Origin of the sequence: Pseudomonas pisciculturae (genome assembly GCF_015461805.1) — a bacterium.
Lineage (GTDB): Bacteria > Pseudomonadota > Gammaproteobacteria > Pseudomonadales > Pseudomonadaceae > Aquipseudomonas > Aquipseudomonas pisciculturae.
This window is the reverse complement of record NZ_JACVZE010000012.1, coordinates 133,389-156,422: the sequence shown is the minus strand read 5'-3', so window position 1 is coordinate 156,422 and position 23,034 is coordinate 133,389. Positions and strand designations below refer to the sequence as shown.

Below are 23,034 nucleotides of genomic sequence, written 5' to 3'. Positions count from 1 at the left end.
GTGGAATGCAGCACTGCCCGGCAGCTAAAGCGTCGCGTTGATGTAACGCTCTGATCGGTATCAAGGTTCGTGCACTTGTAGGGCGCCGGATATGAGTTCCGGTGCACTCTGCGATTTGAGCATTTTTTACCTTTGTTTCTTGTGGTGCAGTGTTCTCCGCAGCGACAGTCTTTCGCGATGTCTGTATGGAGTAGACCCGGGGTAATTGTCTAAGCACGTGGGGAGTCTAGCGCCTCCATTGGCGGGTGTTGGATGAGACGTGGCGTAAAGGGGGTGTATTTTGTAATGCGTACAGATCCGGCGTTCGCAGTCGGATCTGTATTCGCCGCTGTATTGATCCCCCCCCCCCTGTCGGCGATGTAGGGTGCTAAAAGTACTTGTTTTTTTAGTTGACCCTACAATAGTTTAATTTCTAATGTGTCAACTTCAAAGTCGTTACCGTTCCACTGTGCTCTTGCATTATATACGATGAATGTCGTGGAGCTATTAATTGCCGTGAATGTACGAGATACCGGCCCAAACTGCAGCGTTAGAGGTCCTCCTGTAGATGGGTTTTCGGGGGTTCTCAGGCTGATGATTGGAAAGTTTTCCGAACCTTCGAGAACTCTTCTTGCTATGATGGTAAATACATAGTTTTTCCCTATGGTTGTGGGTATTGTTTTTGACATTACTATTCCTGCGTGTGTATCTCCCCCGTGGCTAGTGTTATTGAATAGTACTTTTTGTCCATTCGCACCCTGTGCGACTCTTATAAACATTTCTCTTCCCGCTGGACCTAGCGTCCATCCGTTAAGTGTGTTGTTTTCGAAGTTGGTAAAGTCGCTGAATTTCTCGTTGTTGATGATGTATTCCGTCACCGGGAAATTCGCCGCGCCCGCCTCATCCGCATTCGGGTCATAGGCTACCTTGAATATAACACTGACCTTCTGACCATGCGGGCAAGTAGCTAACCAACTGAGCGGCGCTAAGTAAGCCAACGGAATTTCATAATTATAATGAGCCCCTGCCCAAACGATATTGTGGGCAGGGTTAGCGCCTGAACAGTAGTAACTCAGCCAAATTTTCATGCCTGAGTATTGCAAAGGCCATTGTGCAACGGTGATTTGCGCGTTTGCAGGTAAGTCGGCAATGGTCAGGGTTTGATTATGGGGGGTGCCATGGATCAGCGGGTATGGCAAGTTGGGAATCGTCGTGACCGTGACCGTCAACACCACCGAAGGTCGGGTCACACCGTTATGGGTGACCTCATACTTCAAGGTGAACGTTTTGTTCGTATTGCCAATGTTCGCAGCAATCGCCACCTTGGGAATATCGAAGGTCACCACGCCGCTGGTCGAGCCAGGCTTGGCGGCAATGGGCGGCGAGCCTGCACCCGCTGTTCCGAGCATCGTGACCTTGATGCTGTAGGTGGAGTCCATCGGTGCGAACGCTACCGATACGGTGGCGCCGGTTTGTGCATTCAGAGGGGCCAGTGTCGCAGTGGCTGCGCCGGTTACCGTGGCCTGGATCAGCGTCGGCACTGGGAACTGATCGGGTATCTGAACGGTGTTGACGCTGTACTTCACGAGCGGAAAGGCAACCGCGTCAGTTTCAACTTTGCTGCTGCTGAGCGCGGCCTTGAACTCCATGACCAGTTCTGTGTTATTCCCTAGCCCTTCCAGGTACGTACGGGGAAGTGGCCACTCATATTTCTCATCGTTAATCCATGCCTGATTGACGCTGGCGCTGCCAGCGCCGTTGAACAGCAGATAATCGTGCGCGACATTGCTGGACGTCTTCCCTAAAAACCTCAGCCAGACAGGCCGGGTGTTGGCAATAAACGCCCAGACACCAACATGAGCGGTCGCATTGCCTGTGAAGGAACTCAGGCTGAGCACTTTGGTGGCGGCATTGGCTTGATTGAGTTTGATAACCGTCTTCGCCAGCTCAGCCAGCGGAATCGGTTTCACCGTTACCGTCAATGTCCCCGATGTTTTTGGGGTTCCCGCACGGGTGACTACATAGTTGAATTTGACTGTGGTGGCGTGATCGCGAACGTTAGCCGCGATGGCTGCAGCCGTGATGTCAAACTCAACTTTTTGCAAAGCCTGGTTACCCGGTTTGGCCGCAATATCCGGCGAGCCCCCGTTACCGGAACCGGCCATGGTCACTTTAATGGAGTCTTCATCGCGCATGCCGACATAGACCACTACCAGCGTGGTGCCCATTTGTACCTTCAGCGGTTCCAACTCGGCGATACCTGGGCCGGTCACGTCGGCCCCCAACAATGTCGGCGCTGGCAGATCGCCAAGGTTGCGACTGATCAGCACCTCAGTGATTTGTGAATAGCGCGGAAACTGATCGCCACGTTTCAACGAGTAGAAAACCGCCACGGTTTCATTCAAGTTGTCTGTCAGATAGGACTTGTCGATGTCATGCTCGGTGGTGGCACCATTCACCGCCACTTGCACCGGCACCTCGGTGCGGCCACGCGGGCCGATCCAGAACATCCTGATCCAGTCCAGGCGTTGGGTCTCGGTGAATGTCGAGAACACCTTGGCATAAGCGCCGATATCATCGGGGTTCAACTGGCCGCCAATGGCCTTGTCAATCAACGGTTCAGGCATCGTGCGTTCGAGTACGCCCACAATGATGTGCAGGCGCAGGGACTCCTGGGGTTTGCTGCCCGGCCGAGTGTGTGCATAAAACACTTCAACCAGATGCCCATCAAATCGTTTCAGTTCGGCGGAAGGTACGGTGAATTCCAGATTCCCGGCGGGTGTGGGTGGTACATCATCCACTTCGCGGCCGACCCGGTATTCGATGCTGTTGTCCGGGCTACTTACCCGGAAAATCACTTCGATAAGGCCGTTGTCCGGCCAACTGCCTTGAAGTGGAAAGTAAACCGTCGCATCAAAGTCTGGGTCTATATGCCCGCCGAGGTCTTCCTTGATCTGCGGGGCGGGCCAGCGGACGATTTGGCCGAAAACTTCCAGGGAGAGTTTTTGCGAGGGCAGTTCGCCGCCTGCCCGCTGGTACAGGGCATGCACGTTGGAGATACCGCCCGCGATGGCCGCCACCAGGGCATTGGCGATGGTAAAAATATAGCCCCCATTCCCATTCAATGGGCGGGTCTCTGTGTGTGGCACAGCGTTGCCCTCGCTGTCCGTTGCATCCCATATCAACGTCACATGAGAGTACGCGCCGGTCTCGGCGCTGGTGACCCATACTTCAATCTCCACATCCCAGCTGCCCAGCTCGGACAAGTCGAGGCGATTGGGGTAAGTGCCTGGAAACTTCAGCCAGGGCTCATCCGGGCGTTTCTCGTTCAGGTGTACGTCAATCCAGGTTGACGCCGACCAGCGTGCCCCTTCTGCCGGGAGGTTGCCGCCTGCGTCACGAACCTGATACGCCACGCGGGTAAGCGGGTTGTTGCCCGCCGCCTTGATGGTTTCATAGTCAACAGTGACAACGATATCGCGGCCTTCCTCACCGGGCAGCACACGACGCTCAACCGTACGGGAGCCCCACACCAACCTGATCAGGTCGTAGGCGCGCATGTATTGCCAATACCGGATGGTGATTTTGACGCCAGCCTGCGCCGTCGCTTCGCTGACCCCCTGAAGCAGGATCTCGGGCGGGACCTGATACTGCAAACCTTTATGGCCGGGCCCTGGCCCCGGATCGCCACCGGGGCGGTTCAGGCGCACGCGTACTTTGATTTCCTCGGTAAAGGACTCATTGCCACTGGCGCGCCTTAACTTGGCGCGCACCGGGTTAGCCCAGAATTCAACGACGTTGTGCTGCGGTACCGTGAGCGGGATGAGGGCCTGGTCTTTGTCCTCTTCACGAATGTGTGTCGAGGCCACGGGTATATTGGTATTGGTCCAATACAGCGTCGCAACGCTCCCTGCGCCAACGTTGTCTTTGGGGTTGATGAGGTAGACCACCAACGGGCTCTCAATATTTCGCAGGCCAATACCTCCGTGCGCACCCTCGCCATCACCTTGGAAAACGGGCTCCATATCGGGAATGAACACCGGGGAAAGAAGGAGGCTTTTTGGCGTTTTTTTCTTGGCCATGGCGAGGGTCCTTGCGCGGTTTCGCTGGATTTACGCCATCAAACGCCAAGCATCTCCTGCCGGCTACTGTCAGAGTTAACAGGTGCCGACGAACGGTAGAGTCGTACGCTCGCTAACACTTATCACTGCTCAGTACCTGTTAACTCTGACAGTAGTCATCGATCTTATAGGCGTGTTTGATACTGCCTGGGCATGTGAATACCGATCACCTGCCGCAGCCTCTACCCGGAGATCAGTCATGCCAGCCAAAAAGTCCCCTGCCGTAGATACGGCCGTCACAAAAGCCACGGCTGCGAAAACCAAGGCCAGCCTTAAAACCACGGCTAAACCCAAGTCAACGGCAACGCCGAAAAAGACTGCCGCTGCGAAAACGCTGTTGACGCTCAAACCGAAGAAAAACCCCAAGAATCTTGACCGTCTGTACATCCCCGGCATGACTGAAGATATCGAGCACTACGATGCCGGCATCGCGGCTTGGTTGTTTGCTTTTGGTGTGACGATCCAGGTAGACAAAAATTGGGTTGCCCAGCCGGGCGACCTGATCACGGTAGGTAAGCTGATCAACCCTACGACCGTCGAACCGCTCGCAATCAAAAAGCTGGAGCCTGGCGAAGAAGCCCACAACCATTACTTCTTTTCGGTTGATCAGAAGGACCTGCGTGACGGTCCGTACGCACTCGTCTACGTCGTTCATTATGGCGGCGGCGCGCAGTACGACATGTCGTACCCGCTGGAAACACTCGTGAAAACAGACCTTCCTGCCGGAGAAGATAAGGATCAAATAGAGCCTGGGCATTCAGGGCTACATTTTAGTGTGTCCGAATCGGTGATTGTGCCGGGTAACGCCCATAGCGTGAAAGTCAGTGTCCAGCCCTACGAGAATCTGAACCCGACAGACAAAATCATTCTTCATTGGGGGCAGGTTGTCATTACCCAGCAAGTCGCAGGTGCACTGTTGCCGACGGTCATTGCCGTGACGTATCAGGATATTGTCGACGGTGGCGACAGTGATCGCTTTGAGGTCTGGTTCGAGGTCATCGATCTGGTGGGCAATGTGTCAACGCCCGGCTCGGCGAGCGTCTTCGTGTCGGTGACGCTTGATGAGTCCAGATACGATGGGCCTGTGCTCGTCAATGCAGGGCCATTGGGTTATGTCGATTTGGAGGTTTTGGCTGAGAGGCCGCTGGAGTTGCAAGTGTACACGCCGCGCAACGTTGGCCTAGTGGGCGATATGTACGATGTCACCTGCCGCTTCTATCCACCCAAAGGTGGATTGAAGGTGGTTCATAAGTTTGTCCCTATCACGACTGCCGGCAGGCCGCATTCGGTTTTCTTCGACTACCTGGACGTCCGCGCGGCGGCAGAAGGACGAATAGACACAAGCTTTATCTTGAGACGGTCTAATGCCCCGTTCGAGATCTACTCCAAAAAAACCACCGCCCAGGTGAAGGGCAGCATCGTGCGCCTTGAGGCGCCTTTTATTGAGGAGTACCCCACCGACGTTATTGCAGATAACCCAGACTATGTGATCGCTTCTATTCCCTATTACGCGTGGCGGCATGCCACTGATCAGATCTCATTGATCCTGCGTTATGTTCGGGCGCTGGGCGATGTCGTTGTCCACCTTGATAAACAAGTCGTCGGGCCGTCCGTGCCGGCAGGTGCGCCTGTCAGACGGGTGATCAACCGGGAACATTTACAGATGTTCAAAGGCTTGCAACCGGAAATCTATTATGTGATTTCTACCGGGTTCACTCGGGCGCGTGCGGTAGACCTTAACGAGTCGTTGCGGCGGAAATTGACCATCTATTGATAGGCACATTGTCAGCACCCGGCTGAAACTTTAATGAACCCTCAGCGCCGATGCTAGACCTAATGCATAAGACCTCAGGAGGTGAGTCATGCAAATAGACTATGTGTGGATCGGTTTGGCAGTGATTCTGCTGCTCTTGGAGCTGTGGGCGATCAATGTCGTATTACGCAGCACCAGCGGCTGGGAGACCAAGGGGTTGTGGTTGGTGATCCTGATTTTCGTGCCGTTGTTTGGGTTGATTGCGTGGGCGATATTCGGCCCCAAGCGCGAGATGCCACAACACCGCAGGGGCTAAACCTGTGGGAGCGGGCTTGCTCGCGAAGGCGGCGTGTCAGTCAGCCTGTGTAGCGACTGACACGCCGCCTTCGCGAGCAAGCCCGCTCCCACACAAGCCCGCTCCCACAAATGCGCACTCACACTTCAACGCGCACTACTTCTAAACCCAACTGCTCATACGCCTCCACACTCGGCACATGCCACTCCGTAATCAACGTATGGATACGCCCGCACGACGCCACCACAAACGGCTCCACCGCACCGAGCTTGTCAGCCATGGTGACTGCCACCACATGGGACGCACTGTCGAGCAGCGCTTGCTTGACCGCCACTTCATCAAAATGCAGCGAGCTGATGCCCACTTCGGGGTGCAGCGCACAGACACCGGTGAACAGCACATCCGCCTTGACGCTTCGAATCAATCGCACAGCTTCCTCGCCGCTGGTAGACAGCGTGGCAGGGTTGAGTTGGCCACCGGCCAGGATCACTTTAACGTCTGGATGATCAGCCAATGCAATGGCAATCATCGGCGACGGTGTGACCACGGTCAGGCGGATCGAGCGCGGCAGTGACTGCGCAATTTGCAGCGTGGTGGAGCCGGAATCGAACAACACGATTTGCCCATCCTCGACACGGTCGGCGGCCATTTGCGCGAGGCGGCGCTTGGCATCGTTGGTCTCGCCGACACGGGTGAAGAAATCCTTGCCGGTATCTTTAGGCCGGGGCAGGGCGCCGCCGTGTACGCGCTGTAGCAGGCCCGCGGCGGCGAGTTCGCCGAGGTCGCGGCGGATGGTGTCCTGGGACACGGCAAAGTGCTCCACCAATTCTGCGGCAGTGACTTTACCGTCGCGCTCCAGCAGCAACAGAATCTTCTGTTTGCGCAAAGAAGGCAGGTCGATGGTTTGATGGGTGCTGTGCATGGTTGTGCGTCTTTTTGCGGGTTTGTGCGAGATTAGTTCGCCGCCGACTTAAACGCAATGGCTGGTTGCGCAGCCGATGGGCGGTTACTCTCTGGGCTCAGTTCAGGGAGAGGTAACTCAGATGTCGTTGATTACAACCATCGAAGATTTACGCAAGCTGGCGCAAAAACGCGTTCCACGGATGTTCTACGACTACGCCGATTCCGGTTCCTGGACTGAAAGTACTTACCGGGCCAATGAAAGCGATTTTGCCCAGATCAAGTTCCGCCAGCGGGTGGCACGTAACATTGATGAGCGTTCTATCCGCGCCAACATGATCGGACAGGACATGGCAATGCCGGTGGCCTTGGCACCCACCGGGCTGGCCGGCATGCAACACGCCGATGGCGAGATTCTCACCGCCCGCGCCGCCGCCGCGTTCGGGCTGCGCTATACCTTATCGACCATGAGCATTTGCTCGTTGGAAGACATCGCCGAACAGGTCGGCCAGCCGTTCTGGTTCCAGCTGTATGTGATGCGTGACCGTGCCTTTGTCGAGCAATTGATCGAGCGCGCCAAGGCGGCTGGCGTGGATGCGCTGGTGTTGACGCTGGACTTGCAGATCCTCGGTCAGCGGCACAAAGACTTGATCAATGGCCTGTCGGCACCGCCCAAACTGACCCTGCCCAATATCCTCAACATGGCCACTAAACCGCGTTGGGTAATGGGCATGCTCGGCACTAAACGCCGAAGTTTTGGCAATATCGTCGGGCATGTCAAAGGCGTGGCAGACATGAGTTCGCTGTCGTCCTGGACGGCTCAGCAATTCGACCCGCGCCTGAGTTGGGATGATGTCGAATGGATCAAGAAATGCTGGGGCGGCAAGTTGATCATCAAGGGCATCCTTGATGTGGAAGACGCGCGACTGGCCGCCAATTCCGGTGCCGATGCGCTGGTGGTGAGTAACCACGGTGGTCGTCAGTTGGATGGCGCACCGTCGAGCATCAGCCAGTTACCCGCGATTGTCGAAGCCGTAGGCGAGCGTATCGAGGTATGGCTCGACGGTGGCATTCGCTCCGGCCAGGACGTGCTCAAGGCGATAGCGCTGGGCGCCAAAGGCACCATGATTGGCCGCCCGCATTTGTACGGTTTGGGCGCGCTGGGCGAAGCGGGGGTGACCAAGGCGCTGGAGATCATTGCGCGGGAATTGGACGTGTCGATGGCGCTGTGTGGGTATAACGATATACGCGATGTGAATCGCGAGATTTTGTTGCCAGGGACATTTCCTGAAAGCCTTTACTGAGCAAAAAAATCGTAAAAAAATAAAAAGAGTTGTCCACGAAAACCGTGGGTATCTCTGTGGATAACTTTGCGAGACCCCGGCGGGTATGGCGATTTAACCAAAGGTTAATATTTGATCAACTGCCGGCGAGGGCCAGTATGGGCAGGGTTTGCGCTTGACACGCAAGCGCGAACCCAGTGCCGAAAAGCATTTTATGAGTCGCCGATGCGACCTGTGGAGTGCGTCACAACCTGGGCCGGCATCTTGGCTTGCATCAGCTTGTCCAGCGCCTGGCCATAACTGCGACCGGCCAGGCTCATGCTGTTGTTATGGCTGGCGCCTGGCACCAGTAACAGCCGTTTGGGTTCCTGTGCGGCCTCAAACAATTGCTGGCTGAAGCGCGGCGGCACGTAGCGATCATCCAGGCCATGCACCACCAGCAGCGGCATATGGATATCAGCGATCTTGTCGATCGAATCGAATTTCTGCGACAGCAACCAGCGCACCGGCAGTGACGTATTGGCCACCGCCGTGGCCACATCCGCCAGGGAGGTAAAGGTGGACTCGATCACCAGCCCGCGTACCGGCAGCGGCACCTGCTTGCCCAACTCCGCCGCCAGGTCGATGGCGACCGCACCGCCCAGGGAGTGCCCGTAGATCAGGCGTTTGCTCGGGTCGGGTTGCAGGGTTTGGAAGCGCTCCCAGGCAATACGCGCGTCCTCGTACACCGTGGTTTCCGACGGTAGATCGCCGTGGCTCTGGCCGAAGCCGCGATAGTCGATGGCCAGCACCGAATAACCCAGTGCGTGCAATTGTTCGATGCGAAACAACTGGCCTGTGAGGTTCCAGCGCACGCCGTGCAGGTAAAGGATCGCCGGCGCGTCCTTCTTGTCTGCCGGGTACCACCAGCCATGAATGTTCTGTCCCGATTTAAAGCTCTTGGGTTTGAGCTCGAATTCCTGCACGGCTTTGGGCAGGCCGGTGTACCAACCGGCGGTGCCCGGCTCAATGCGAAACACCAGCTCGCGCTCTTTGTGTTGCAACACCGCGCAACCCACCGGCAAGCCGATGATTAGCAGCGCCATGCACAACAGGGGAAACCAGCGCAGACTCAGGCGCGACATAAAACGTGAAGACATGAGGGTTCCAGAACAAAGGTGAAGCACGGGTTTTAACAGATGGCCCGCGCAGGCAGGAATTAATTCGACAGCCGTCTACGTGGATAGCTTGCAAAGTGTTACAGCATTGAACAAAGCGTGCAGGGGTTGTTAGGGTGGGCGGCCAAACAGGAGAGCAAGTACATGGATTTTACCGGCAAGACAGCCATCGTTACCGGTGGTGCACGCGGGTTGGGGCTCAGCTACGCACGGGCACTGGCCCACGCTGGAGCACGGGTGGTCATCAGTGATATTGGCGCTGACACCGTCGGTGCAGGCCGTGATGCAACAGTGGCCCAGGCGGCGGCCGAAGCCTTGCAGGCCGAAGGTTTGACGGTGATCGGCCACGGCGGCGACCTGTCAACGGATGACGGCTGCCGGCAACTGATCAGCGTGACCATCGAGGCCTTTGGTCAACTCGATATCCTGATTCACAACGCCGGCTGGGTGGGCTACCAGAACATCGCAGACCTCGACGCCGCGTTCTTGCAACGCGCCATGGACATCAACCTCTACGCACCGCTATGGCTGTGTAAGCACGCCTGGCCGCACCTGCTGCATTCCTCTGCGCCGCGCATCATCCTCACCACCTCCGACCGCGCCATGTACGCGCAGTACGAGCAGACTGGCCTGGTGGCCTACAGCGCCGGCAAGATGGCGCAGCTGGGCATCATGAACGCGTTGGGCCATGAGGGGGCGCAGGCCGGGATTCTGGTCAATGCCATCTCGCCGGTGGCCAAGACCCGCATGTGGGGCGTCACCGAGGAGCCGGACGAACTCAAGCCCGACTGGGTAACGCCCGGCGTGCTGTTTTTGGCATCGACGCACTGCAAAGACACGGGCTACATTTTGCGCGCCAGCAATGGCCAATTCACCGCCACACGCTTCACAGAAAACCCAGGCGTCGACTACCCGCGCGACCTCGCCCGCATCAAAGCCGGCACCGCCGAAGAAGTCGCCGCTGCCTGGGACCGCATCAAACAAGCGTACCCTCTGACTTGAGACCCTCACCCATGGACCACAGCCCCGTTCGCATCACCGCCGAAGAGACCCTCTCGGACAACTGGTACCTACTGAAAAAATACAGCTTCGACCTGCGCCGCCGCGACGGCAGCTGGCAAAACCAGACCCGTGAGGTGTACGACCGTGGCAACGGCGCGACCATCCTGTTGTACAACTGCGAACAACGCACCGTGCTGCTGATCCGTCAGTTCCGCATGCCCACGTTCGTCAACGACTACCACGGCTACCTCATCGAAGCGGCGGCGGGCTTGCTGGATAACGCCAGCCCTGAAGAGCGCATTCGTCTTGAAGCCGAAGAAGAGACAGGTTACCGCGTGGTGCAGGTGGAGAAGGTTTTTGCGGCGTTTATGAGCCCGGGCTCGGTGACGGAGCGGATTCACTTTTTCATGGGGGAGTATCAGCCGGGGGATCGGGTTGGCAGTGGGGGTGGGTTGGAGGAGGAGGGTGAGGATATTGAAGTGCTGGAGCTGGGGTTTGAGCAGGCGTTTGCGATGGTGCAGAGTGGGGAGATTGTGGATGGGAAGACGATTATGTTGTTGCAGCATCTCGAATTGCGCCTGTTGAAAGAACGCTGGTAACCCTGCTTTTGTGGTGAGTGGGCTTGCCCAATCGTCGCACCGCCCGCGCTGGGCTGCGGAGCAGCCCCAACCTGGGCCGGTATGGTGGAGTTAAACCCGGTTTGTGAAGCCTTGGTTATCCAGGGTTAACTCAAATATTTGTTGGATACAAACGGATGCTGTTTGTTCTTAGCTCAACAAATCCTGATCGTTGAGCGATTGGCACCTCGAGCTCAATGAGGATTATCGAGTCCTCGAGTTTAAGTGCTACCCATTCCTCGTCGGCGTTTTGGATTATTTCAGCTGTTATATAGATTGCGCCGTTTTCGACGGTGATATGCGGGGATGTGCTGGACGAAGATTTGAGGTTTTCACCAAAATAAAAAACCTCATCCAAGTCAAACTCTACGTCCAGTTCTTGACCTGCTGTCGGCTTAAGTCCGATCCATAGAGCGGTGCCACTTCCAGCAGGCGAGAGGAAACCCACGCGTAGTGTGTCCTCGATCGTAAGCACCTCGGTAACTCGTATCTTCATTTCATTTCTTCGGTAATGGAACTCTTACAACAGTGTTATCTACATTCATGATGTTGGATTTAAGCTCCAGCGTCCATGTCTCCTCATGGGGGTTCACTTTTTTATGGGGAGTATCAGGCTGGGGGCGGGTCGGCGGCGGCGGTGGGTTGGAGGAAGGGGGTGAGGATATTGAAGTGCTGTAGCTGGGGTTTGAGCAGGCGTTTGCGATGGTGCAGAGTGGCGAGATTGTGGATGGTAAGACCATTATGCTGTTGCAGCATCTCTAATTACGTATGCTGAAGGAAGGCTGGTAACTCCGTGGTGAGCGGGCTTGCCCCGCGCTGGGCTGCGAAGCAGCCGCCAATCGGCTGTTGTGAGTGAGGCTATGAGTTTTTGTGTTGTTTATGTAGTGATATTGGTTATTTGTATCTAGTGTGTGCATGAGTGTTTTGCAAGGTTCATAGATTTGAAAAGTACATATTGCCTTCGAAAGATAAGCCGGCGATCCATTTTATTTTTCCCAGGCGTATAAAAGTTATAAAGGTGTGCTGTGGTATTGTCGAAAAAATTTGTAGTGCCGGATAGATATCCTTGACATTTATTGAGTAAGCGTTGTCTGTTGAGTCGCCTAGGATAATTACATGGTTGTCAGTTGTTTTCTTGATTTTTTCTGCAAGTGAGTCTATTGAGGTGTCTGATGTTATATCTCCTAGGTAAGTGCTGCCTTCTAGTAGCTCCCAAGCGATATTGCATGTGTGAAACGGAATGGAGTTATTAATTTCTTTTACAATCAGGTCGTGTTTTTGTTTTGGTAAAATCGTGAGCGGTATATCATTTTTTTTAAAGTCTTCTATTACTTCGTCGTCAAGGTAGCTCATTTTTTCGCAAATCTCTTTGTGATTTGGTAAACCATTTTTGGGGAGCCTTCAAAGGTGAAGTGTGGTCCGTTTTTTCTGTGTGTCCAAACATTGATGTGTGCACCACTCTTTGCATCATGCTCTACGCGATAGCCTGTTTTGTTATCAGATGTTTGCATGCCTACAGGTTCTCCCACGCGATTTCCGAATTTTCCAAGCTTTGGTTTTTCAGCTCGAAAATCATAACCCAGCAACCAATCCAGAGCTTTGTTTAATGCTTGCTCGTAAGTGGATGAATGAATGGCATTACCTATTTCAGGTGGAGCCTCCTCACTCCGCATTTTTTGTGTACTGCTACGTTGGCCAGGACAATTACCGCGCTCACAGGAAAAACCTATGGGATCTATCCAGCCTGTCGGATTAATGGTGTATTGGTACGCGTTGACGCCACCCGCCAACTTCACCGGGTCAGGCGTCAGGTAGCGGCCGATATCCGGATTGAAGTAGCGATGGCGGTTGTAGTGCAGGCCGCTTTCTTCGTCGAAGTATTGGCCTTGGAAACGTAGTGGGTTGTCGACTTTTCCGATGTCGAGACGGCTGATTTCTCCGTAGGCACGGTAATGCGCGGACCAGACAATTTCTCCCTCGGGCGTGGTGAGTTCCTGTGGGGTGCCGAGGTGGTCGAGTTGGTAGTGGAAGGGCTTGGTGGCTTTGGGGCCGTAGCCTTCCAGTAGTACCAGCGGGCGGAAGCTGTCGGGTTCGTAGAGGTAGCTTCGGTGTTTATCTTTGTGGTGTTCGGCGATGAGTTTGTCGCCTTGCCAGAAGAACTCCGTGGTGATGTTGTCGACGGTTTTGCTGATGCGTCGGCCGAATGGGTCGTAGCGGTAGCTAGCGGTTTGGCCGTTGAGTTTTTTGACTTCGACTAACCGATGCTGGCAGTCGTAGCGGTATTCGGTGACGAGTTGATGGCCTTTGCCGCGTCGTTCGCGGATGAGGTTGCCGAAGGCGTCATAGTCGTAGTGGTAATCGCCCTGCATCAACAGACGATTGCCAGCCACGATGTCGGGGCCAGGGCGGTCTTGCATGAGCAGGTTGCTAGCCGGGTCGTAGCCGAAGCGTTCTTGCAGGTCTTGGGAATGGTCGGCGCGGGTTAGGCGGTTGAGTGGGTCGTACTGGTAGCGCTGTTCGCCCTTGCGGGTGTCGAGCAGGCGGGTGAGGTTGCCGGATTTGTCGTAGTCGTATTGGCGTTGGTAGAGGTAGTGATTTTGTTGGGTGACGGCGTGGGCGTGGAGGCGCTGTTGGTCGTCGTAGTGGTAATGGCTGAGGAGTTGGCCTTGTTGGCGTTGGTGTTCCTGGTCGGATTTGAATAGGTGTGAGGTGAGAACTTCACCATTCAACTCGACGGTAGCTAGGTGGCCGCCCTTTGCATGATTAAAAACAACACGGTTGTTGTCGGGAAGGCGCAGGTTTTTGAGTTGGCCGCAGGCGTCATAGCCATAGCGCAGGGTGCCCCAGCCTTGGTGTTCAGCGGTGAGGCGGTTTTGTTGATCGTATTCGTAGGCTAAAAACCAGTGGCTGTCGTCGACGCTAAGGAGGTTGCCTTGGCGGTCGTAGGCATAGTCGACAGACTTTCCATCTGGAAGGGTTTTTCGTACGAGTCGCCCGGCGAAGTCGCGTTCGTAACAGGTGACTAGCTGACTACCATCATCACCATGCTCGTTCTTTTCCTGCAGATTTCCGTTGAGGTCGTAGACGTAGGCAGTGCGCTGTCCATCAAACCCGGTTTCCTGCTGGATCAGGCCGTTGGGGTGATACTGCAACCGGTAGGTTTCGCCGACTTCGTTTTCGATTTCAGTCAGCAACAGCCGCACGTTGTCGTAACGGTATTTAACCTGCGTGCCATCGGCATTAATGCGACGGCTAATCAGATGCAGCCCATCCGCGTATTCGTAGCGCGTAACGCGCCCGAGTTCATCGCGCTCGGCGGTGATTTTTCCGTAGGGGTTGTAGCTGTATTCCCTGCACGCACCGCCCGGTAGGACTACCCGAACCAAGCGCCCAACGCTGTCCCACTGATATTGGGTCAGCGCGCCATATTCATCCTCACGCGCAATCTGCCGACCAATATCGTCATACCGATAGCGCTTGATCCCACCATTGGGCAGTTGTTCTTCAGTCAGCTGCCCGCGTGAATTCCAGACCAGTCGCTGCGAGCTGTGATCCGGGTACCAAACCCCAATCAGCTGCCCGTGTTTGTTGTAGGTGTAATCGGTGATATGCCCGTCAGGATCGATCTTGCGCGTGACGTCGCCCTGATCATTACGCTCATACTTCCAAACCGCGTCACCCCGCCGTACAACCCGTACGAAGCCGTTGTCATGCTCGTAGGATGTGGGCTCGTCATCCCCGGGAAACAGCGCAACCAGCCGCCCAGCGTCGTCGTACTGATACGCCGTCACCGCCCCCAGCGGGTCTTGCTCAACCGTCAGCCGGCCTTTTTCATCGTAAGATTTGAAGTGCTCAGCACCGTCCGGATCCACCCGCTGCACCAGCCTTGCGCGCTGGTCATGCACGTAGACTTCCTGACTGCCATCGGCGTTAAACACCGTGACGCGGCCGTTGCCATCCCAGGCATAGCGCGTGTCCATTTGCGAAAAACTGGCCCAATGCCGGACACATCGCGCCGCCTTGCCAGACCGTTCCCACTCCCAGAAGAAACTCGCCCCACCGGCCAAACCACGCTCAAGAATGACGTGCTGATCGTCGTAGCGATAAGTCTCAGTTTCGCCTACAGCATTGGTCGCTAAAACCAACCTTCCAAGTGAGTCATAGGCGTAGGAAACAACGTTCTGCTCGGTCACCCAGACGTAGGGCTCATAACCCTTGGCCCGCTGAATCTGGTAATCCACCGCCACGATGCGATCGGCCGAGTAGCGCAAAAACAACGAGCGCCCAACACCGTTATCCACCCGCTCAATACGCCCCAAAACGTCCCGGGAAATGCGCAGCCGATTGCCATACGCATCACTGATCGCCGTCAGCGAACCGTGAACGAAATGGTAGAAACGTGAGGCTTGAGCCAGCACCAACTCATCCGGCTTCTCGCCCAGATAAATCGCCGCTTCGGCCAAACTATTGGTAATCGCAGGCCGAGAAGAAGAGGGCAAGGGCAGGACAATCGACCGATTTTCATGGTCCGTCCACACCACCGATTCACCGGAAACCTGAAGTCGATGCGCCAGCGAGTGGCTCCAACCAAACCCCAACCCGCAATCCACTTCCACGGCACTGGTGCGGTACAATCGGGTCCACTCAAACGGCAAAATCCCGTCCAGCGAACCATCAACCAAAGTCAATAATTCCTCCCCGGTAACCATCGAAACCGGGCAGCCGTCAGTAGCCGTTTTATCCGAACTTGAAGCGGCATCCCCATTCGGGTTCTTACCCGAAGCCGGCACATCATCCACAGACTCTTGCCGAACCAACGCCGTCCGCTGCCGACCCTTACCCCGAACCATCGCCACCGGGTTTGAAACCAACTGATCCCCAGCCTTCAACGGCACATCCGGAATCGTCCTGATCGGCGTCGCAGCACTGCTCAGCAAAACCGGTTTGGCCAGCTCCGCATGCTCTTCCACGCGAGCTTTCCCAAACTGCCGAGCCAGTTGCTCCAGCCACTGACGCGCACGACGAGACTTGATGCCACCCAGCACCTGCGCACTCATGCGTATCGCCATCCCCATTCCGGCAGTGGCGAGGCACAGCAAGAGATTGATCAGGACGTCGGCGCTGATTTCCCCGAGCAATTCGTTCATGTACGGCGGCGGCAACATGCGCATCCAACTGACCATTGCCGACAGATAGATGAACAACAGCGGTTCATCGCTAAGCACCAGCAAGCCCTTGGCAATGCTTTCGGCGCCAGCTACAAGCAACTGTTCAAACGCAGCCTGGGACAGGTAATGCAGCAGTTTTTCGGCATGTACCAAGGGGGCTGAAAGCCACTCAAGCAACTGCTTGATGGTGTCCCAGACTGCATACAGCGATTCGCCAAACCCGCGTGCATAGGCTTGATGAAGCGAGAGATAACGCTTGAGGAAATTCGCTTCGGAGTAGTTCTGCCACAGCGGCGCGAATGTGTTGCCCCATTCACTGCGCAGCCAATCTGCCTGCGAAGCGATCACCGACTGGTAAGAGCCATAGAGCGCCTGGTAATGCAGCTCGGAAACGTTGGGGTAAAAACTGACCCGGTACTGCCGGTTGCGATCACATTCCTTGATTTCAAGAATGCCGCTGGGGCCGATGGTTTGATGGATGGGGTCGCCCAGCGGGCCGCCGTTTGGATCGACCCTTTGCAGCATCACCGGCGTATTGCCAATGGGCACGAACCGGGAGCTCTGGAACAGATGCACCAGGGTCAGCGTGCCGTTAGCGCTACACGTTGCGGTAGTGGTCTTGGGGAGCAGGGAGGGATTGATCGGCGCCACCAGCGCCACGTCATCGCCCACCTTGAAGACTTGCTCCACCTCCAGCGCGGACAGGCTGAAAAAGCTCGACGCCCACTCGTCGAAAGTATTCAGGCAACCATTGAAATCGCGGATGACGGATTCGACATCCCGCGTCTTCGAATCCATGGCGGCCAGCACCAGGTAGCCAATGGTTTGGCTGGTAAAGGCGATCAAGCGATCAACCCGTCAATCAGAAAGTCCATCTGCAATCCCTCGCACCGTGTAGTCAGGCGAGGGACTTTGCAGAGGTTTTCAGGGGCGGGGAGTAGAGGTTATCCGGTGGTCGTGTGGGAAGTTTCGATAGAGCGGGTCATCGGCCACTCGACTGGCGGCTATTGTCAGAAATTTCCCACAGGAGTACAAATGTACTCCATGACGACTCTAACCCCACGCCGTACCGCCATCCTGACCTTTATCCGCGACCGTATCGCGCAACAAGGCCAGCCCCCCAGTCTCGCCGAGATCGCCGAGGCGTTCGGTTTTGCCTCGCGCAGCGTGGCGCGCAAGCATGTGCTGGCGTTGACCGACGCCGGTTTTATAGAGGTCAACCCTAACCAGGCCCGCGGCATTCGTTTGCTCAATCAGCCAGCGCGTCCGGAGTGGCTGGATGTACCGGTGCTTGGCCGTGTGGCCGCAGGTTTGCCCATCGGCGCCGATGCCGAAGTGCACAGCCGTTTGCAACTCGACCCAGCCACCTTTGCGAAAACCCCGGATTATCTATTGCGGGTGCAGGGTGACTCGATGATCGAGGACGGCATCCTCGACGGTGACCTGGTGGGCGTACGCCGCAGTGCCGAGGCCTTGAACGGGCAGATTGTGGTGGCGCGCCTGGACGGCGAAGTGACCATCAAACGTTTTGAACGCCACGGCGACAGCGTGCGCCTTTTGCCACGCAACCCCGCGTATCAACCCATCGTGGTAGGCGCCGACCAGGACCTGGCCATCGAAGGGGTGTTCTGCGGCCTGGTGAGGCAAGGCTGATGGGCGCCGTCGTTGCACTGGACACGCTGTTCAATGGCGGCCGCGTGTGGAAGGGCCGGCCTGCCGCGCCAATGGTCAGTGCCCATCCCACCGGGCTTAAGGCGCTGGACGCGGTGTTGCCCACCGGCGGTTGGCCGGAGTCGGCCTTGAGTGAAATTCTGATGGCGAAGGAGGGCGTGGGCGAGCTGCAACTGGTGCTGCCCACCCTGGCGCGTTTATCCAAGGCTGGCGAGCGCATTGTGCTGGTGGCGCCGCCATACACGCCGTACCCCCATGCCTGGCAGAACGCCGGGGTGGATCTGCGCCTGCTCTCGGTGATCCAGGCTGAAGAGCGCGATGCACTGTGGGCCGTGGAGCAATGCCTGCGTTCAGGCAGTTGCGGCGCGGTGTTGTGCTGGCCGCGCAAGGCCGATGACCGAGCGTTGCGGCGTTTGCAGGTGGCGGCAGAAACCGGGCAGACCCTGGCGTTTGCCTGGCGCGCCTTGGGTGAGGCGATCAACTCATCGCCGGCCGCCCTGCGCCTGGCTGTCGAGGCCAAACCTGCGCAAGTGCGGGTGATCAAGTGCCGGGGCGGCTTGGCTCACCCGGCGCCGATTGCCCTGGCGGGGCACTGAGGTTGCCATGCGCTGGGTGTGTATTGTCTTCCCGCAATTGGCGCTGGATGGGGTGCAGCGTGTGCACCCCGAGCCCGACCAACCCTTGGCCTTGCTGGCCGGTACGCCGCAGCGTCGCGTATTGCAAACCGTCAATGACGCCGCCCGCGCCTTGGGCCTGCGCCCCGGCCAATCCCTGACCGCCGCCCATGCCTTGACCAAGACCTTCGCCAGCGCCGAATACGACCCCGCCGAGATCGAACGTTGGCAACAGTTTCTCGCCGCCTGGGCCTACCGGTTCAGTTCCCAGGTCAGCCTGTATTACCCGCGTGCCTTGTTGTTCGAGATCGAATCGAGCTTGGGCCTGTTTGGGCCGTGGCCGCAGCTTGAGGCTCGTTTGCGCCAGGAATTGACCGAGTTGGGCTTTCGCCACCGTATCGTCGCTGCGCCCAATCCGGCGGCGGCGCGGGTGCTGGCGAATATCCACGATGGGCTGGCCGTGGCCGATGACGAACGCTTGATGCACGCCTTGGCGCCATTGCCCATCGACCGCGCCGGCCTTGACCCTCAAGCCGCCACCGCGCTGTCGCGCATGGGCCTGCGCACTCTGGCCCAGGTGCAGGCGTTGCCCCGGCATACCCTGGCGCGGCGCTTCGAGGCTGGCTTGCTCAAGCATCTGGACGCACTGACCGGGCAACGCCCGCTGGCCCTGGCGTATTACCAGCCGCCGGACCAGTTCGATGTACGCATCGAATTGAATTACGACGTGCAATCCCACCAGGCGCTGTTGTTTCCCCTGCGCCGCTTGACCGGTGATCTGTCTGCATTCCTGTGTGGTCGCGACAGTGGCGTGCAGCGCTTTGACCTGCACCTAGAACATGCGCAGGCGCCCGACAGCGTGATCAAGGTCGGCCTGCTCAGTGCCGAGCGCGAACCGGCGATGTTGTTCGAACTGGCCCGTGGCCGTCTGGAGCAGGTGCAAGTCACTTCACCCGTTCGCGGTTTTCGCCTGGTAGCCCAGGACCTGCCGGTGTTCGTGCCACAGCGCCAAGACCTGTTCGATGACCGCCCGCAACAGACCTTGCCCTGGGAGCAACTGCGCGAGCGCCTGCGCGCCCGCTTGGGGGACGAAGCCGTGCAAGGCCTGCGCTTTCACGCCGACCACCGCCCCGAATGCGCCTGGCAAGCCGCAACCGATAAAACCCCATGCCCAACCCTGAATAAAGCCCAGCGCCCAGGCTGGCTGCTCCGTGAGCCGACCTTGCTGGCCGAGCACGGCGTGCAGATCCTGATGGGCCCGGAACGCATCGAGTCCGGCTGGTGGGACGGCGCGGATATCCGCCGCGACTACTACCTGGTGCAGACCCGCGCCGGCCAACAAGGGTGGGCTTTCCGTACGGTGGGGCAGAGTGATGGGCTTTGGCTGCAAGGCTGGTTTGCATGAGCTACGCCGAGCTGCATTGCCTGTCCAATTTCAGCTTCCAGCGCGGCGCGTCGAGTGCGCTGGAGTTGTTCGAACGCGCCAAACGCCAAGGCTACAACGCCCTGGCGATCACCGACGAGTGCACGCTGTCGGGCATCGTACGTGCCTGGCAGGCTGCGAAGGCGGTGGAACTCCCGTTGATTATCGGCAGCGAGATGCGCCTGGAAAACGGCCCGAAACTGGTGCTGTTGGTGGAGGATCTCAGCGGCTACCAGCACCTGTGCCGCTTGATCACGCTGGCCCGACGCCGTGCCGAAAAAGGCCGTTATCGCCTGCTGCAAGAAGACTTCGATCAGCCGCTGCCCGGCCTGTTGGTGCTTTGGGTCGCCGAAGACAGCAACACTCAAGCCGACATCCAATGGCTGCGCCATACCTTCGCCGGGCGCTTGTGGCTGGCCGTGCACCTGCACTGCGGCCAGGATGATGCTCGTCACCTGGAGCAGCGCCTGCAACTGGCTGCCAGCCTGCAGATTCCCGCCGTGGCCTGTGGCGACGTGCATATGCACGCCCGTGGCCGCCGCGCCCTGCAAGACACCATGACCGCCATCCGTCATCACGTGCCGGTGGCCGAAGCCGGTACGCGCCTGCACCCCAATGGCGAGCGGCACCTGCGCAGCCTCGACGCGCTGGCTGCGCTGTATCCGCAAGGCTTGCTCGATGAAACCCACGCCATTGCCCGCCGATGCACCTTCGACCTCAGCCAGTTGCGCTACCACTACCCACGCGAACTGGTGCCGACCGGCCACGACGCTCAAACCTGGCTGCGTGCGGTCACCGAAGAGGGCATCGCCCAGCGCTGGCCCCAAGGCGTGGATGCGAAGACCCTGCAACAGATCGACAACGAGCTGGAGCTGATCAGCGAGCTGGGCTACGAAAGCTATTTCCTCACGGTGCATGACATCGTGCGCTTTGCCCGCAGCCGCGCAATTTTGTGCCAGGGCCGTGGCTCGGCGGCCAACTCGGCGGTGTGTTTTGCCTTGGGCATCACCGAGATTGACCCGAGCCTGACGAGCATGTTGTTTGAGCGCTTCTTGTCCCGCGAGCGCAACGAGCCGCCGGATATCGACGTGGACTTCGAACACGAGCGCCGCGAAGAAGTGCTGCAGTACGTGTTCCAGCGCTACGGTCGCACCCGCGCCGCGCTGACGGCGGTGGTCAGCAGCTACCACGCCGCTGGCGCAGTGCGAGACGTGGCCAAGGCCCTGGGTTTGCCGCCGGACCAGATCAACGCCCTGGCCGACTGCTGTGGGCGCTGGAGCGACGATGCGCCGCCCCTTGAGCGCCTGCGCGAAGGCGGCTTCGACCCCGACAGCCCGCTGCTGCGCCGCGTGCTCACGCTCACCCAGCAACTGATCGGCTTCCCTCGGCACCTGTCCCAGCACCCTGGCGGCTTCGTGATCTCCGAATACCCGCTGGACACCCTGGTGCCGGTGGAAAACGCCGCCATGGCCGAGCGCACCATCATCCAGTGGGACAAGGATGACCTCGACGCCGTCGGCCTGCTCAAGGTGGATATCCTCGCCTTGGGCATGCTCAGCGCAATCCGTCGTTGCTTCGACCTGCTGCGTCGCCATCGCAACCGTGACCTGGCCCTGGCGACGATCCCCAAGGAAGACCCGGCTACCTACGCGATGATCAGCAAGGCTGACACCATTGGCGTGTTTCAGATCGAATCGCGGGCGCAGATGTCGATGCTGCCCAGGCTCAAGCCCCAGACCTTTTATGACTTGGTCATCGAAGTGGCGATTGTGCGGCCGGGGCCGATCCAGGGCGGCATGGTGCATCCGTACCTGCGCCGGCGGAACAACGAGGAGGCGACCACCTACCCCTCGCCGCAATTGAAGGTCGTGCTGGAGCGCACCTTAGGCATCCCGTTGTTTCAGGAGCAAGTGATGCAAATCGCCATGGTCGCCGCTGATTATGGCCCCGGCGAGGCTGACCAGTTGCGCCGTTCCATGGCCGCCTGGAAGCGTCATGGCGGGCTTGAGCCGCATCAGGAACGCCTGCGTGCCGGCATGCTCAAGAACGGCTACAGCGAGGCGTTTGCCGCTGAAATTTTCGAGCAGATCAAGGGCTTTGGCAGTTACGGCTTTCCCGAATCCCACGCCGCCAGCTTCGCTTTATTGACCTACGCCAGTTGCTGGCTCAAATGCCATGAACCGGCGGCCTTCGCCTGTGCGCTGATCAACAGTTGGCCCATGGGTTTCTACAGCCCGGACCAGATTCTTCAGGATGCTCGCCGCCATCAATTGCAGATCCGCCCGGTGGACGTGCAGGCCAGCGACTGGGATTGCAGCCTGGAACCCATCGAAGGTGCTCAGCCGGCGATCCGCATGGGCCTGCGCATGATCTCGGGGTTACGCGAAGAGGATGGGCGCCGCATCGAAACGGCGCGCCAACGTCAGGCATTCAGCGACATCGCCGACCTCGACGAACGCGCCGGCCTGGATGCCCGCGCCCAGGCATTGCTGGCAGATTCGGGCGCCTTGCGTGCGTTGGCCGGTAACCGCCACACGGCGCGTTGGGACGTGGCCGGGGTACACAAGCAGCTTGGGCTGTTCGCTGGCCAGCCCAGCCCCGATGAAGCGGTGGTGCAGCTGCCAGCACCGACGGTGGGTGAGGATTTACTCGCCGACTACGCCACGCTGGGCACCACCCTGGGGCCTCATCCGTTGGCGTTGCTGCGCGCCGAGTTGCGCAAGCGGCGCTGCCGCAGTTCTCTTGAGCTGATGGCGGTGGAGCATGGGCGCAATGTCAGCGTCGCAGGGTTGGTGACGGGCCGCCAGCGCCCGGGCACGGCCAGTGGTGTAACCTTCGTGACCCTGGAAGATGAGTTCGGCAACCTCAATGTGGTGGTCTGGCGCGACCTGGCCGAGCGTCAGCGCCAGGCGCTGGTGGGCTCGCGACTGCTGAAAGTGGACGGGCGCTGGGAGGCAGTGGGCGAGGTGCGGCACCTGATAGCGGGGCGTTTGACCGACCTGACACCGCTGTTGGACGGGATTAACGTACGCAGCAGGGATTTTCACTAAG

At 58.1% G+C, this 23,034-nt stretch carries 15 protein-coding genes and 1 pseudogene; 10 read left to right on the top strand and 6 right to left on the bottom strand.

What is annotated here, in order from left to right:
- Positions 1–395: 395 nt before the first annotated feature.
- Entirely contained in the window at positions 396–4,061 is a 3,666-nt protein-coding gene (locus ICY20_RS26470; protein ID WP_194939053.1) for a hypothetical protein, read from the bottom strand.
- Between the two features lie 238 nt (positions 4,062–4,299).
- Here ICY20_RS26470 and ICY20_RS26465 point away from each other — a divergent pair, with 238 nt between their 5' ends.
- Both ICY20_RS26465 and ICY20_RS26460 read left to right on the top strand, forming a co-directional pair.
- Entirely contained in the window at positions 4,300–5,874 is a 1,575-nt protein-coding gene (locus ICY20_RS26465; protein ID WP_159962999.1) for a hypothetical protein, read from the top strand.
- Positions 5,875–5,962: 88 nt separating this feature from the next.
- Positions 5,963–6,169, top strand: coding sequence for a PLDc N-terminal domain-containing protein (locus tag ICY20_RS26460; RefSeq protein ID WP_159962998.1), 207 nt, complete (start codon positions 5,963–5,965; stop codon positions 6,167–6,169).
- A 118-nt stretch (positions 6,170–6,287) separates the two neighbouring features.
- On the opposite strand, the gene ICY20_RS26455 is transcribed toward ICY20_RS26460, so the two are convergent.
- The gene (locus ICY20_RS26455; protein WP_159962796.1) at positions 6,288–7,070 is read right to left on the bottom strand and encodes a DeoR/GlpR family DNA-binding transcription regulator; all 783 of its coding nucleotides are present in this window, start codon (positions 7,068–7,070) and stop codon (positions 6,288–6,290) included.
- A gap of 121 nt (positions 7,071–7,191) precedes the next feature.
- Here ICY20_RS26455 and ICY20_RS26450 point away from each other — a divergent pair, with 121 nt between their 5' ends.
- The gene (locus ICY20_RS26450; RefSeq protein WP_159962795.1) at positions 7,192–8,352 is read left to right on the top strand and encodes an alpha-hydroxy acid oxidase; all 1,161 of its coding nucleotides are present in this window, start codon (positions 7,192–7,194) and stop codon (positions 8,350–8,352) included.
- Between the two features lie 191 nt (positions 8,353–8,543).
- Here ICY20_RS26450 and ICY20_RS26445 read toward each other — a convergent pair whose 3' ends face one another.
- Positions 8,544–9,470 (bottom strand): alpha/beta hydrolase, encoded by a 927-nt coding sequence (locus ICY20_RS26445; protein WP_159962794.1) that lies wholly within the window; start codon positions 9,468–9,470, stop codon positions 8,544–8,546.
- 162 nt (positions 9,471–9,632) lie between these two features.
- Between ICY20_RS26445 and ICY20_RS26440 the strand changes: the two genes are divergently transcribed.
- Positions 9,633–10,490 carry an SDR family NAD(P)-dependent oxidoreductase gene (locus ICY20_RS26440; RefSeq protein WP_194939052.1) on the top strand — a complete coding sequence of 286 codons (858 nt, stop codon included), beginning with the start codon at positions 9,633–9,635 and terminating at the stop codon, positions 10,488–10,490.
- Between the two features lie 11 nt (positions 10,491–10,501).
- A complete protein-coding gene (locus tag ICY20_RS26435; RefSeq protein WP_194939051.1) occupies positions 10,502–11,089 on the top strand; it encodes an NUDIX domain-containing protein in 588 nt (195 codons plus the stop codon).
- A 130-nt stretch (positions 11,090–11,219) separates the two neighbouring features.
- Here the strand turns inward: ICY20_RS26435 and ICY20_RS26430 are convergent, their stop codons facing one another.
- Positions 11,220–11,603: a hypothetical protein gene (locus tag ICY20_RS26430; RefSeq protein ID WP_159962791.1), complete on the bottom strand. Its 384-nt coding sequence runs from the start codon at positions 11,601–11,603 to the stop codon at positions 11,220–11,222.
- Positions 11,604–11,694: 91 nt separating this feature from the next.
- Between ICY20_RS26430 and ICY20_RS28210 the strand changes: the two are divergent.
- Positions 11,695–11,869: pseudogene (locus tag ICY20_RS28210) on the top strand (GDP-mannose pyrophosphatase); the annotation flags it as partial.
- Positions 11,870–12,040: 171 nt separating this feature from the next.
- On the opposite strand, the gene ICY20_RS26425 reads toward ICY20_RS28210, so the two are convergent.
- Both ICY20_RS26425 and ICY20_RS26420 read right to left on the bottom strand, forming a co-directional pair.
- Complete coding sequence (locus ICY20_RS26425; protein WP_194939050.1) at positions 12,041–12,460, bottom strand: hypothetical protein; 420 nt, start codon at positions 12,458–12,460, stop codon at positions 12,041–12,043.
- A complete protein-coding gene (locus ICY20_RS26420) occupies positions 12,457–17,073 on the bottom strand; it encodes an RHS repeat-associated core domain-containing protein (RefSeq protein ID WP_194939063.1) in 4,617 nt (1,538 codons plus the stop codon). The genes ICY20_RS26425 and ICY20_RS26420 overlap by 4 nt, the downstream gene beginning before the upstream one ends.
- 237 nt (positions 17,074–17,310) lie before the next feature.
- On the opposite strand from ICY20_RS26420, the gene lexA reads away from it, so the two are divergent.
- Genes lexA through ICY20_RS26400 form a run of 4 tightly spaced genes read left to right on the top strand, consistent with a single transcriptional unit; the run spans position 17,311 to position 23,033 of the window.
- On the top strand, positions 17,311–17,928 hold the full coding sequence (gene lexA, locus ICY20_RS26415; RefSeq protein WP_159962788.1) for a transcriptional repressor LexA: 618 nt from the start codon (positions 17,311–17,313) through the stop codon (positions 17,926–17,928).
- Positions 17,928–18,542, top strand: a complete 615-nt coding sequence (gene imuA / locus ICY20_RS26410; protein ID WP_194939049.1) for a translesion DNA synthesis-associated protein ImuA — start codon at positions 17,928–17,930, stop codon at positions 18,540–18,542. The genes lexA and imuA overlap by 1 nt, the downstream gene beginning before the upstream one ends.
- Before the next feature lie 7 nt (positions 18,543–18,549).
- On the top strand, positions 18,550–19,965 hold the full coding sequence (locus ICY20_RS26405; protein WP_194939048.1) for a Y-family DNA polymerase: 1,416 nt from the start codon (positions 18,550–18,552) through the stop codon (positions 19,963–19,965).
- Positions 19,941–23,033 (top strand): error-prone DNA polymerase, encoded by a 3,093-nt coding sequence (locus ICY20_RS26400; protein WP_228758599.1) that lies wholly within the window; start codon positions 19,941–19,943, stop codon positions 23,031–23,033. The genes ICY20_RS26405 and ICY20_RS26400 overlap by 25 nt, the downstream gene beginning before the upstream one ends.
- Position 23,034 lies beyond the last annotated feature (1 nt).

Coding starts and splice junctions, on each gene's coding strand:
- ICY20_RS26465 (WP_159962999.1), top strand. CDS start 4,300: ATGCCAGCCAAAAAGTCCCCTGCCGTAGATACGGCCGTCACAAAAGCC.
- lexA (WP_159962788.1), top strand. CDS start 17,311: ATGTACTCCATGACGACTCTAACCCCACGCCGTACCGCCATCCTGACC.
- ICY20_RS26405 (WP_194939048.1), top strand. CDS start 18,550: ATGCGCTGGGTGTGTATTGTCTTCCCGCAATTGGCGCTGGATGGGGTG.
- ICY20_RS26470 (WP_194939053.1), bottom strand. CDS start 4,061: ATGGCCAAGAAAAAAACGCCAAAAAGCCTCCTTCTTTCCCCGGTGTTC.
- ICY20_RS26440 (WP_194939052.1), top strand. CDS start 9,633: ATGGATTTTACCGGCAAGACAGCCATCGTTACCGGTGGTGCACGCGGG.
- ICY20_RS26425 (WP_194939050.1), bottom strand. CDS start 12,460: ATGAGCTACCTTGACGACGAAGTAATAGAAGACTTTAAAAAAAATGAT.
- ICY20_RS26455 (WP_159962796.1), bottom strand. CDS start 7,070: ATGCACAGCACCCATCAAACCATCGACCTGCCTTCTTTGCGCAAACAG.
- ICY20_RS26435 (WP_194939051.1), top strand. CDS start 10,502: ATGGACCACAGCCCCGTTCGCATCACCGCCGAAGAGACCCTCTCGGAC.
- imuA (WP_194939049.1), top strand. CDS start 17,928: ATGGGCGCCGTCGTTGCACTGGACACGCTGTTCAATGGCGGCCGCGTG.
- ICY20_RS26420 (WP_194939063.1), bottom strand. CDS start 17,073: ATGGATTCGAAGACGCGGGATGTCGAATCCGTCATCCGCGATTTCAAT.
- ICY20_RS26430 (WP_159962791.1), bottom strand. CDS start 11,603: ATGAAGATACGAGTTACCGAGGTGCTTACGATCGAGGACACACTACGC.
- ICY20_RS26445 (WP_159962794.1), bottom strand. CDS start 9,470: ATGTCTTCACGTTTTATGTCGCGCCTGAGTCTGCGCTGGTTTCCCCTG.
- ICY20_RS26450 (WP_159962795.1), top strand. CDS start 7,192: ATGTCGTTGATTACAACCATCGAAGATTTACGCAAGCTGGCGCAAAAA.
- ICY20_RS26460 (WP_159962998.1), top strand. CDS start 5,963: ATGCAAATAGACTATGTGTGGATCGGTTTGGCAGTGATTCTGCTGCTC.